This is a genomic window from Corallincola spongiicola, assembly GCF_004284785.1.
GTDB classification, from domain to species: Bacteria; Pseudomonadota; Gammaproteobacteria; order Enterobacterales; family Neiellaceae; genus Corallincola; species Corallincola holothuriorum.
Genome location: NZ_SHLY01000006.1, coordinates 66,484 through 79,437 on the forward strand (window position 1 = coordinate 66,484; position 12,954 = coordinate 79,437).

The following is a 12,954-nucleotide window of genomic DNA, read 5'->3' on the forward strand; positions in this document are numbered from 1 at the left end:
AACGCTATTGGTGTGGTGACTACTGCTTATAAACCACGCCACCTTTCATGACAAAGCTGACGTTTTCAACGGTCGATATATCGCTTAGCGGGTTGCTGTCAACGGCGATGATATCGGCATACAGCCCTGGCTTAATCTCGCCTACATCAGCTTGCCAATTCAGCAGCTCTGCGGGTTTTATGGTTGACGCTTGCAGGGCTTGTATCGGTGTCATACCGAATTTCACCATGCGGGCTAGCTGTTTACCGTTGTCGCCATGGGGGTAAACACCTGCATCAGATCCTAAAACCACAAAGGCGCCGGCTTTTACTGCCTTGCTAAAGCTTTGACGTTGAATAGTGCCGACTTCCCGCTCTTTATTTAGGTTCTCTTCTGGTACGCCGTTGGCGGCGCCTTCGGCAAGGGTGTACTCGGTATTGTAGATATCCATCGACAGCGCAGTGCCTTTAGCCTTCGCCATGGCGATGGTCTCTTTGTCGAGAAAGCTGGCATGTTCAATGGAGTCTACGCCGGCTTCAATGGCAAAACGGATCCCTTCGGTACCATGGGCGTGTGCAGCAACGATGCGACCATGAGTGTGGGCTTCATCGACGATCGCTTTCATCTCTTCCAATGTGTACTGGCGTTGGCCAACGACAGTCCCTTTGGAAAATACGCCTCCAGTGGCGCAAAACTTGATTAGGTCAACGCCATACTTTACGTTGCGACGAACCATCTGACGTACCGCCCAAGGACCATCGGCAACACCATCACCTTTCTGCTCAAATGAATGGTTGAGCACGTTGTCATCACAATGGCCACCGGTAATGCCTAGCGCAGGGCCCGATACTGCCATTCTTGGTCCCGGCACTTCTCCGGCATTTATCGCGTTACGCAGTGCTACGTCCTGAAAATCACTGGCGCCAACATCGCGCACCACGGTAAAACCCGCCATCAAGGTTTTTTGCGCATTAACCACGCCACCAATGACGGCGCGGTGGGGGGACTGAAACAGTGGCGCGTAGAAGTTGTTATCCAACGTGCCCATCAGGTGGGTGTGCATATCCATCAAGCCGGGTATCAGGTATTTGTCTCCCAGATCGATGATCTTGGCATCTTTAGGTAGCGTGGATTTATCCGCCGTGATCGCCGTAATTCGTTCGTCTTGAATAACGATGTATCGCTGTTTTAGTAGCTTGCCACTGCGTACATCGAGCATATTGTCTGCGGTGAGTACGGTGGTTGCCGCGTCTACAATGCCGGATATCGCACAGCTTAGCGCCAGCATGATCCCTGTGACTGTTTTGCATTTCATAAATGAACTCTCTCTGGAATGTTTTTAACTTATTGTTTTAATTAGCTGCCTCGTTCTATTTACGACATCAGTTGCAGGCAGCTTCGTTTCAGCATGCCATGGGGAGGCAAGGTTGGGAATGGCTAATATGCTGAACCTTTGAGAGTGAGTGATGGGTTTGATTACGCGATGGGTGGCCAAACTGATGTGTGCCTCCCGGCGTCGCCGCGAGGGCATAAGCGATTTCAGGCTAAACATTAAAACGGTATGTGCTTCGAATCTATGAAGCAGACCAAGGGCTTGCCAATTTCCAGTCTCCGCAGATGTTCTACATAAGTTTATGGGCCTCTTTTAAGACTCTTTTGCTATGTAGAAGCATCATCATGTGAAACCACCAGCAAGCGAGATACCAGTGCGCGCAGCTTCGCTGGCTTAATCATCTTGCGCATAAAGTGATAGCCCATTTTTTCAGCCCGTTGTGCTAGGCCCGGTTCTCCAGCGGCAGTGATCAGTACGCCGGGTACGATAACGTCGGTATGTAGACGGATCTGATCCATCAGGCTCAGGCCGTCCATCTCCGCTTCAAGTTGGTAATCGACCAACATCAGTTGCGGTGTTTGTTCGCTGGCGAGTGCGATGGCCTGTTTCGGGTTGTCGGCCTGTAGTACGTGGCAGCCCCAGCCCTCTAGCAGGGCGGTCATACCTTGCAGTACGGCGGGTTCGTTGTCGACACAGAGCACGGTCGCGCCAGCAAGCAGGTCTGCCACCGATGTGCTGGGAACAGCGGTTGCCATTTGCGATGGTGTTTGTTTGCTGCAGATCGGCACGGTGATGGCGAAGCAGCAACCTTGCTGTGGTTGTGAGCGCAGCGTTATTGTGTGCTTCATCAGCCCGGCCATCCCTTTGGCAATACTCAGGCCCAAGCCTAAGCCACTGTCTGCCAACGTCGTATTCTGCTGTTGCACGCGAGTGAAGGGCTCGAAGATGGAGCTCTGCAACTCTTTCTCAATGCCGGGGCCATTGTCTATCACCTGGATCTGCAGCTGCTTGCCTTGGCGGCGAACGCCGAGCAACACTTTGCCACCGTGGGCATAGCGAAACGCGTTACCTAATAGGTTTTGCAAGATCCGGCGTAGCATTTTGGCATCTGTGGTCACTGAGAGTTGTGACGGCACATGGCGGAAATCGATCTGGTATTTGCAGGCGAGCGCGGAAAACTCAGTGACCAGTGAAGACAGCAGATCGACCAAAGAGGTACAGCTCAGTTGTGGTTTAAGCTTGCCACTCTCTATCTGGGCGACTTCGACTAAATCCTGCAGCAGAACACTGGCATTACCTAAGGATTGTGTCAGCTTGGTCATTAATTCCAGCTGATCTTCCGACAGGGTATGACGCTCTTGCAATGCCGAGGCAAATAACCGTGCAGCTTCTAAAGGTTGCATCAGGTCGTGGCTCACTGCTCGCATATACTGGCTTTTATTGGTGTGAGCGCGTTCCGCTATCTTCTTTTGCTGCGCCAGTTCTTGGTTGGCTGATTCAAGTTGCGAGGTTCGTGCTTGTACGCGCTGTTCCAGTACTTCGTTTGCCGCTTTGAGGAAGTTCTCCGCCCGACGGAAATCGGTGATGTCACTGAAGGTCATAACAAAACCGCTATTGGGCATCGGATTGCCCTGAATGCGGATCACGCGGCCATTGGGCAGTTGCCGCTCTGAGGTATGGGGAGTACGTTGGCTTAAGTGATAAAGCCGTTTCTTGATCTGTTGTTCGATATCTCCGTCACCACAGAAACCGCGCTCGGCATTGAAACGGATCAGTTTCTCGACTGGTTGCCCCACCTTCAGCAGCTCGTCAGGATAGTTAAAGAGATCGATATAGCGTTGATTCCAGGCGACCAGACGCAGGTGTTCATCGATCACCGAGATCCCTTCGCCTGCGTTATCGATAGCACCTTGCAGCATCGCCTGGCTGAATTGCAGTCGTTCACTGGAGGCGTCTTCGACAAACCGAGCAACGTCATCCACTAACAGCTCCCGCCCCTCGATCAACGAGTTCAGCAGCAGGCTGGCCGAAGAGCTGCCCATGACGCCAGCCAGCAGACGTTCGGTATGATTCAACCAGACTTGCGGTTGTTTTAATTGCTCTGCGGGGAGTTGTAACTTCAGGTCAGCAAAGCTTTGTAGGGCTTTTCTTTCGCCGATAAAACGTGCCGCTAATGCTTGTAGCTCTCGGCGAGTCACCTGCTTGTGTTTTGGCGTATCACCGGTGGCTTCATGGTGTTCTAAGAATTGGCCGATCTGGATCCGTTCGATCACGTTGGGACGACTGATTTGGCTACCTAACCATAAACCAAACACATTCAACATCAGGCTGAGCAGGGTCACCGAGGCCGCGGAGTCAGTGGCTATGCCCATGGGATCCTTCGGGATCTCGATCCAGCCGAAGTGGGGAAATACCAGTAGCGTGAGCCAACAGCCTAAGCCAAGGATTAAACCCAAGGTCACCCCTGTGCGATTAGCTTTTGGCCAGTAAAAAGCGGCCAATAAAGCGGGTGCCAGCTGGGCTAAGGCACCAAAGGCCATGTTACCTAAGGTGGCCAGCGTATCCGGAGGAGACAGGTAGTAGGCAAAGTAGCCGAGCACGATCACCGCCACGATCAATGAGCGGCGCAGATTCAGTAAACCGCTACTGAATTGGTTAAAACTGTCATTGCGCGAGTCATCGCCGCGACGGAATAGCAGGGGCATCAGCAGTTCATTACTGATCATGGTGACCAGTGCCAACACGGAAACGATCACCATGGAGCTGGCAGCGGATATGGTGCCGAGAAACGAGAGAATGATTAGATTGTCTGCGCCGATGACGCTGGGTAACAACAGTGCATAACTGTCTGGTGCGACATTGCTACTCAGCAACGCCTTACCAGCAAGGCCAATGGGGATGGCAAACAGCGCAAAGACCAGCAGATAGAGGGGAAATAGCCAGCGCGAGCTGCGGGTGTCTCTTGGCGAGCGGCACTCAACCACCATCACCTGAAATTGTCGCGGCAAACAGAGGAATGCCGCCATCACCATCACTAATGAAGCCATGAATGAGGGCAGTTGCGCTGACAGGTCGATATTGTCGATGCTTTGTTGGGCGACCCGTTGCACGTCGATGCTGGGGCTGTCCAGCAGCAGAAAGATGGCGATGCCGCCGACGATAATGAACGCGCCTAATTTAAGTAGCGATTCAAAGGCGATAGCCAGCATCAAGCCCGGATGACGTTCGGTGACCGAGATATTGCGCAGGCCAAAGGCAAGCGTGAACCCTGCTAGCAGGCTAACCACAACCAGTGCGGCAAATTGCGGTGAAGCTGAGTCAGGTGCCACGGTCAGCCAGCTTTGTACAATGGCCTTAATCTGTAGCGCGATATAGGGGGTGGTGCCGAACAGTGCAACCACTGTGACTAACATAGCCACCGGCTGTGATTTACCAAAGCGCGCCGCGATAAGATCGGCGATGGAGGTGATACGCAGTTTGTGGCTGACGCGGATCATCCGCTGGATCAATGGCCAGGCAAACAGAAACAGCAGTATGGGTCCTAAATAGATCGGCAGATGCGCCAGCGGATCGGTAGAGGCCTGAGCCGCTGTGCCAAGAAAGCTCCAGGATGAACAGTACACAGTGAGTGATAAGGCATAGATGATGCCGCGCCACTGGCCACGAAAAACAATAATCTTTTTATCGCCGAGATAGGCCAGTAAGAACAGCAGGCCGATATAGCCGATACTAAAAAGAAACAGCAGCCAGTCTGAGAGTTGATGATCGGGTATTGGGTGATCAGGCATCGGCGTTGGTTATCACTTGTCGTGCATCAATGGTTATTATCTTGCTGAAAGTAAAGCAGAAACATCGGGTGCTTGCTGGTATCGATGACTCAATTGCGCAAAAAAGAGTTCCGCGCAGGCGATGGCGTCGGTTAATGCCTGATGGCCGTGATGGGCGGGCAGTTGGTAATCTTGCCGCAGTTCACTAAGGCGTAATCGATTGGGTGGTTGCTCGGGGTGGTGATAGCGCTGTATTGCCGCCGCCAAGTGCATGGTGTCGATCGCTGGAAGTGGCGGTACTAAGCCATATTCTGCCTGTAACGCTTGCCTGATGAACGCCAGATCCAGCTCTGCGTGGTGGATCAGCAGAATACGCCCCTCTGCTTGTTGCAGCAATTTCGGCAGCACTCCAGCCAATGCTTCACCGGCATTCACTGCGGTGTCAGTCAATTGATGGTGGACCGCGCTTTCACCTACTCCTCCTTTGGGTTGCACTATCCATTGTTGAGCGCCAGCAAGCTGTATACCTAAGTTGTCTATCGGCACGCAGCCGACCGATACGATTTCGCCCTTGTCCGGTGTCAGCGCCGTAAGCTCCAGATCCAGCGCCAGCAGTTTTGCCTCGGCAATATTGCCAGTGACCGCATCGGCAACCCCTTGGTAATAGTCCCGCAAGGGGGCGGGCAGCTGCGGGGATAACCGCTGACTTTGCCAACGAATCCAAGGCCGCCATAGCGCTAAGGGAAGCAGGTTCGCCAAGGCGTTCAACCGCGCCCTCCGGCAAATTTAAGCAAGATCGCCTGTTGGCAGCGGTCGAGCACGGCGAAGATATCTTTTAGCTGATGTTTATCGAATGGCGTTAGTTGGTCGACGGCCAAAAGATTGCCGCTGCTGCGCTGGTGCTGCAGATCGGTTTGTTGCTGTTGCTGTCTGAAGGTCAATAATCGTTGATAGCAGAGTGTCAGCTCATCTTTGTCTTGGCTGGACAGTTTACCCTGGTCGACAGCAGCCTCCAGGCGTTCGAGTGTTTGTACGGCCGGTGTACCAGAGGCCAAAGCATAAAGGCGGGCGACATCGGTGAGCAGTGAAAGCCCGGCTTTTTTCAGGTCAACACAGGCGCCTCGCAACGGATCTTTTTCGGTTTTTAGTTGGCCAAATAAGCCCAGTGGTGGGCTGTTGGCTGCAGCTACCTGTGCCAGCATGGCGAGGAACATCTGATTATTTTGGGTCTGCTTGGCGATCTGTTGGCTGAGAATGTCGGCTAACCCCATCTCACCAAACAAAGGGCGTAGGTCGAAGAAGATGTTTGATTTTAGCAATGCTTGTGGTGTGGGCTGCTGTAGCCACTTTTCAAATTTGCTTTGCCACTGCTTAACTGAGCCGCGCATCTCAGGGTTACTGGCCATAATCTTGCCGGGGCAGGTGACCAAGCCACAGGCATTGAGGGCATCACACACCCAGCGGCACATCTCATCAAAATAGGCTGAATCACTTGCGCTGGGGTCCTGCGCCAAAAGCAGCGCGTTGTCTTGATCGCTGGCTAAGTGCAGCTCTTGTCTGGCGTGGCTACCAAAGACAACCCAACAATAGGCTTGTGGTGGTGGGCCAAAACGCGCTTCGGCTAATGCTAACAAGCGTTGTGTCACGCTATCGTATATTCCCGACAGTACAGCGCCGATCCGCTCGGGCTGGACATTGGCGGCCATCAGTTGGATCAGGAATTCTGGCATGCGTTTACAGCAACTAATTAGGCCTGCTAACTCGGTTTGCCGAGCGATCTCTCCGGCAATAAATATCGGTGATTGCTGCTGCAGTTGCATCAGGTCGGTGGAGGTAATAATACCCACCAGTTGTTTGCCATCGATAATAGGCAGGTGATGTACCCGCTTGACCGACATCAGCAGTAGTGCGTCCATTACCTGCTGTTTTGCATCTACGGTATCGACGGGCGTGGACATCACCTGTTTGACTTGAGTGTCTGCTGGCAACCCCTTGGCAACTAAGCGGGCGCGAAGATCTCTGTCGGTAATAATGCCGAGTAGATGTCCGTTTTGCTGCACCGGCAGGCAAGACACGTGCAACTGGCTCATTAGGTGAGCGGCTTGCTGTGCGCTGGCGTCGGGGCTGATGGTGACTGGCTCGCGGCGGATAAACTGCCGCAGTGACAGATTCAGTACCTGTTCCTGAATGGGGTTGTTGGCATGACGAAGGTAACGGGAGGAACTTTGCTGAATAAACTGCTTAAAAACGCGATGCTCGGTCGCTAATGTTTGTGCATCCTGCTGAGAGAGGCGATATACCAGCGCATCTTCGACGATGGTTAGTTTGGCATCGTCGGGTAAGCCAGCCAAAGCCAGACCAAAACATCCACTCTCCTCCAGCTGATCGTAGAGCCGTAAATGCTTATCGGTGATCTTGGCGATGCCAGTACGAAGCCAGTAGATAGCCGGATCCTGCAATCGATCTGAGTGATCGCCAGCTTTTAGGTAGTGAATAGAAAATTGACTGACACAACGACGCAGCGCCTCGTCCGGAAGTCCCGGAAAAGGCGCTGCTTGTTGCATAAACTGGATGATCTCCGGAAACTGATCCGGGTCGTTCATCGCTGCTGCTCCTGACTCATAAGTTTAGTTATTGGCCTCAGCACTTCCCTGTGCCTGTTGGCTATTCTGTTACACCGTTTTTAGTGCGCGGTGGCTTCACCTGCACCTTTCGGGAAGCGGATGCTCTCCACCATATCCTGCACCTCTTGCGGTGTGGATTTAGTGATACGGCTGACCGCAATCGCTACAGCAAAGTTCAGTAACATACCCAGGGTACCAATGCCTTCAGGTGAAATACTGAATAACCAGTTTTCCGGCACGTTAGCGGCTGGGTTAATAAACTTAAAGTAGACGATATAGGCAGTAGTAAAGGTGATCCCTGCCAGCATGCCGCTGATGGCGCCCTCTTTGTTCATTGACTTAACAAAGATCCCCATAACGATGGCCGGGAAGAAGCTACTGGCGGCCAAGCCGAACGCGAAGGCGACCACCTGTGCGACAAATCCCGGCGGATTGACTCCAAAGTAGCCGGCGACACAGATAGCCGCGGCGGCTGCTACTCGGGCGGCGAGCAGCTCTTGTTTATCGGTAATGTCTGGCATCAGGTTTCGTTTCAGCAGATCGTGGGATATCGACGTTGAGATAACCAGTAGTAATCCCGCCGCCGTCGATAGGGCGGCAGCCACACCACCGGCAGCAACCAGCGCTACCACCCAGTTCGGCAACTGAGCGATCTCTGGATTAGCCAGTACCATGATGTCGCGGTCGATCTTCATCTCGTTGCGTTCATCACCAGCGTAAAACATTTTGCCGTCACTATTTTTATCATCCCAACTGATCAGTCCGGTCTCTTCCCAGTTCTTAATCCAGGAGGGGGCTTCACTGTAGTTGGTACCTTGGGCTTCAGGACCATTGATCGTGGTGATCATGTTTACCCGAGCAAAGGCGGCAATGGCGGGGGCCGTGGTGTACAACAAGGCGATAAAGATCAACGCCCAGCCGGCACTGATGCGGGCATCTTTTACTCTAGGCACCGTAAAGAAGCGCACGATCACATGGGGTAGTCCAGCGGTACCCACCATCAACGCCGCGGTAATAAAGAACACGTCGATGGTACTTTTCGTCCCCTCCGTATACGCGGCGAACCCAAGTTCGGTGGACAAACCATCGAGTTTGTCCATCAGGTAGACCCCAGGTTCAGACGCTAATTCGGCCCCTAGACCTATCTGCGGAAGAACGGTGTCGGTCATCATGATGGAGATAAATACCGCGGGGACCAGGTAAGCAAAAATCAGTACACAGTATTGTGCTACTTGGGTGTAGGTGATCCCTTTCATACCACCGAGTACGGCGTAAAAGAACACGATACTCATGCCGATGATCACCCCAAGCGTGATATCCACTTCAAGAAAGCGGCTGAATACCACACCGACGCCACGCATCTGCCCGGCGACGTAAGTGAAGGAGATGAAAATGGCGCAGATAACAGCCACGGTGCGAGCGGTTTGGGAGTAATACCTGTCACCAATAAAGTCCGGCACAGTGAATTTGCCGAACTTACGTAGGTAAGGTGCTAAGCAGAGGGCTAATAGCACATAACCACCGGTCCAACCTAATAGGTAAACCGCACCGTCATAACCCATAAACGAGATTAACCCCGCCATAGAGATAAACGACGCCGCGCTCATCCAGTCTGCCGCGGTGGCCATACCATTTGCTAGCGGATTTACACCGCCGCCAGCTACGTAGAACTCTTTGGTTGAGCCAGCTCTGGCCCATATAGCAATGCCGATATAGAGGGCAAATGACAATCCAACCAGAATAAAAGTCAGTACTTGAATATCCATGTCCGTTTACTCCTCGTGAACGCCAAATTTTTCGTCTAGCTTGTTCATCTGCCAGACATAGACAAAAATCAGTGCCACAAAGACATAGATGGCGCCTTGCTGAGCAAACCAAAAGCCCAGTTTGACCCCGCCAATGCGGAACGCGTTGAGTTGATCAACCAATAAAATGCCGAAGCCATAAGAGACTACAAACCAGACGCCGAGTAACCCCAGCATCAGTTTCAGGTTGGCTTTCCAATAGGCCGTTTTGGCCTCGTCCGATTCAAATGCCATTCCTTCCCCCAAAATTATTATCATCTTCTAGCAACCACGTTGTGCGGTCGCTTTTGGCAGTGAACCAAATCTAGACCTTGGAATGAAAACGGGGTATTGGACTTTAGTCGAAGAGGTAAAAGTTGAGTGTTGTTGCCGGATATGATTGATAGGTAAGAGACTTGTTTGCCGCGCGCCTAGTGGGTTGCGTTCGCTTTTCTATTTATGCTTTGTTCCCAAAGAGCTGACCGCACTACTGAACGCGTGTTGCGACTGATTATCAATAAAATCTAAAAACTGATTCTGGAATATTGTTCATTTTCAATAGACCGACTCGTAACTAACCTTATCGCTGTACTCACAACTATCGCCACCGATAACCAGTTAAGGGAAAGATTATGAGTTACCAAGGCTTTACTACATTCAATGCGGTCGCTGACAGCGGCATTCTTACTGTCACATTCGACTTCGGCCCGGTTAACGTGCAGGGGCAAGAGATGCTGGCCGATCTGAATACGCTGGCGCTGCGCTTAGAGCGTGACCGCGATATCAAGGTGGTGGTGTTTCAGTCGGCTAACCCGGATATTTGGGTGTGTCATTACGACACCAACCTGCTGAAAGAGATGTCGACAGAGGCGGTGTCTCGCGATGAAGCAAAGCTATTGGATCTGCAAGCGGTGCTGGAGCGGATCAGTAAACTACCACAGGCCACCATCGCCAAATTGGAAGGATATGCCCGTGGTGGCGGTCACGAGTTTGCGCTGGCTTGCGATATGCGCTTTGCTGCGCGGGGCAAATACAAACTGATGCAGATGGAAGTGGGTATGGGCATCTTGCCTTGTGGTGGCGGTGCATCACGTATGGCGCGCCAGGTTGGTTTGGGCCGCGCGCTCGAAATTATCCTCAGTGCCCGTGACTTTAGCGCCGACGAAGCCGAAGCCTATGGCACCATCAATAAAGCACTGGAGCCGGACGAGATCGGCGAATATGTCGATACTCTGGCTCAGCGCATTGCACAGTTCCCAGCCGAATCAATTAACGCCTGTAAGCAAGCTGTGTATGAGTCTATCGATAAGCCGATAGCAGAAGCGCTGAAAGCGGAAGCCTACTGGCTGTATCAGGCCACCAGTAAAACCGCCGCAATTAAGCGTTTCACTGTTGCAGATGAAAAAGGGCTGCAGTTTGATATCGATAATCAGCACAACTGGCCAGATTTGGTGATGCAGGTTCAGGATATCAACTAAGTTAAACAGGCTTGAACGGTGCGATCCGCGCACCGTTCGACACCGTAGGATTAAAGAGAGAACGCAACATGCAGAAAACCATATTGATTACCGGCTCGACCGATGGCATTGGCCTAGCCACGGCCAACATGCTGCTGGCACAGGGCCATAGGATCCTGCTTCATGGCCGAAATGCCGACAAACTCAATAAGGTAAAGACCGAACTGGCCGCGCAGGCCGTGAATAACGGCTCGGTAGCGGGGTATGTCGCCGATCTTTCTGATATGGCAGGTGTGGAAGCTCTGGCCACTGCCGTTGCCGCTGACCTAACGACAAAGCATCAAACATTAGATGTACTGATTAACAATGCTGGCGTGTTCAGTGTGCCTAACCCTATGACGCCTGCGGGATTAGATGTCAGGTTTGTAGTGAACACCCTGGCACCCTATCTGCTCACCCAGAAGCTGTTACCTGTGTTGGCGAAACAGGGGCGCGTAGTTAACCTATCATCGGCGGCGCAAGCCCCGGTGGATATCAGCGCTATGGAGGGGAGCGCATTGCAAGGTCAGGGCGGGTTACCTGACGGTGCTGCTTATGCCCAGAGCAAACTGGCACTGACCATGTGGAGCATGGCAATGGCAGAAGATCTTACTGAGCAGTTTGGCGCACAAGCGCCAGTGATCGTTGCGGTGAACCCTGCTTCGTTTTTGGCCAGTAAAATGGTCAAAGACGCGTATGGAATGGCGGGTAATGATCTGAGCATTGGTGCAGATATCTTGGTACGCGCAGCCGTGTCTGACGAGTTTGCTGACGCATCAGGTAAGTATTACGACAATGATGCACGATGCTTTGCGCAGCCGCATGCTGACGCATTGGACAAAGCTAAACGTGATGAAGTGGTTGCCGTAATCCAGACGTTAGTTAAGTGAGCAATGCTAAATATTTTCACCCAAAAAATAAAAGGACACCCACTTTTGTTTGACGAGTTTTTGATCAGCTTCTACGCTTTTGGCCGAAATAAGGCCGAAATAAGGCCGAAATAAAAGATAAAAGGACACCCACTTTTGTTTGACGAGTTTTTAATCCGCTTCTACGCTTTTGGCTAAGATATCTGAAAGCAAGGAAGCTGATATGACTCGTCCCCGCTCAGAGCTGGTTTCACCCGCTGATACGCCTTACTACCATTGTGTTTGTCGCTGCGTTCGCCGTGCTTTCTTGTGCGGTGAAGATAGATTTACCAACACCGACTACAGCCATCGTAAACAATGGGTATTAGAGCGTTTAGCCCTGTTAGGTGAAGTTTTTACCATTGAGCTTTGCGCTTATGCGGTGATGTCCAATCACTACCACCTGGTGGTACATCTCAACCCCAAGAGGGCTGAAAGCCTGAGTGATACTGAAGTAGCTGAGCGCTGGGCCAAGCTGTTTACCTGGCCAATCATGGTCGGGCGTTACTTGGCGGGAAAACTCACTACGGATGCTGAAAAGCAGGTTGCCATCGACATCATCCAACAATGGCGTGAACGCTTGTCTGATATCTCTTGGTATATGCGTTGCTTAAACGAACACATTGCCCGTAAAGCCAATGAAGAAGACAAATGTAAGGGCAGATTCTGGGAAGGAAGATTCAAATCCCAAGCCATCCTTGATGAAGCGGGGCTGTTGGCTTGTATGACTTATGTAGATTTGAATCCACTCAGGGCTGGTATCGTTGATACCCCAGAGCATTCTGCTGATGTCTCAATTAATCAACGCTTAAAGCAATATCAACAAAGCACTGAGAAGCCGACTCCGCCAGATCCGACTGATAAGAACGGCAGCGAAACAGCCAAAACCCCCTTACTGCAAGATTTCTCAGGCAATCACCACCAAGACAAGCCTGAGGGTATTCCGTTTAGCTTCGCTGATTACCTTGAACTGGTTGATTGGACGGGCAGGGCACAACGAAAAGACAAACGCGGCAGTATCCCGAAAGACACACCACCTATTCTGGAACGCTTAGGTTTAGAT

General features: G+C 52.0%; 9 protein-coding genes. 3 read left to right on the forward strand and 6 right to left on the reverse strand.

Translation table 11 applies throughout. The features are described 5' to 3' along the window. Positions 1-19 precede the first annotated feature (19 nt). The 6 genes from EXY25_RS15095 to EXY25_RS15120 form a co-directional block, all read right to left on the reverse strand. Positions 20-1,294 carry a Xaa-Pro dipeptidase gene (locus tag EXY25_RS15095; protein ID WP_130567452.1) on the reverse strand — a complete coding sequence of 425 codons (1,275 nt, stop codon included), beginning with the start codon at positions 1,292-1,294 and terminating at the stop codon, positions 20-22. Between the two features lie 344 nt (positions 1,295-1,638). Beyond that, positions 1,639-5,100, reverse strand: a complete 3,462-nt coding sequence (locus EXY25_RS15100; protein WP_130567454.1) for a hybrid sensor histidine kinase/response regulator — start codon at positions 5,098-5,100, stop codon at positions 1,639-1,641. 36 nt (positions 5,101-5,136) lie between these two features. Further along, positions 5,137-5,847 (reverse strand): exonuclease domain-containing protein, encoded by a 711-nt coding sequence (locus EXY25_RS15105; protein ID WP_165419382.1) that lies wholly within the window; start codon positions 5,845-5,847, stop codon positions 5,137-5,139. Beyond that, positions 5,844-7,682: a DUF294 nucleotidyltransferase-like domain-containing protein gene (locus EXY25_RS15110; protein ID WP_130567457.1), complete on the reverse strand. Its 1,839-nt coding sequence runs from the start codon at positions 7,680-7,682 to the stop codon at positions 5,844-5,846. The genes EXY25_RS15105 and EXY25_RS15110 overlap by 4 nt, the downstream gene beginning before the upstream one ends. An 80-nt stretch (positions 7,683-7,762) precedes the next feature. Next, positions 7,763-9,469 (reverse strand): sodium:solute symporter family protein, encoded by a 1,707-nt coding sequence (locus EXY25_RS15115; RefSeq protein WP_114339563.1) that lies wholly within the window; start codon positions 9,467-9,469, stop codon positions 7,763-7,765. A gap of 6 nt (positions 9,470-9,475) precedes the next feature. Beyond that, entirely contained in the window at positions 9,476-9,742 is a 267-nt protein-coding gene (locus tag EXY25_RS15120; RefSeq protein ID WP_114339564.1) for a DUF4212 domain-containing protein, read from the reverse strand. Positions 9,743-10,119: 377 nt separating this feature from the next. On the opposite strand from EXY25_RS15120, the gene EXY25_RS15125 reads away from it, so the two are divergent. The 3 genes from EXY25_RS15125 to EXY25_RS15135 all read left to right on the forward strand — a co-directional run. Further along, on the forward strand, positions 10,120-10,965 hold the full coding sequence (locus EXY25_RS15125; RefSeq protein ID WP_130567459.1) for an enoyl-CoA hydratase/isomerase family protein: 846 nt from the start codon (positions 10,120-10,122) through the stop codon (positions 10,963-10,965). A gap of 68 nt (positions 10,966-11,033) precedes the next feature. Then, positions 11,034-11,873, forward strand: a complete 840-nt coding sequence (locus tag EXY25_RS15130; RefSeq protein ID WP_130567461.1) for an SDR family NAD(P)-dependent oxidoreductase — start codon at positions 11,034-11,036, stop codon at positions 11,871-11,873. A 202-nt stretch (positions 11,874-12,075) separates the two neighbouring features. Next, positions 12,076-12,954, forward strand: an 879-nt coding sequence (locus tag EXY25_RS15135) for a transposase (RefSeq protein WP_130567594.1), incomplete at its 3' end; no start/stop codon positions are given.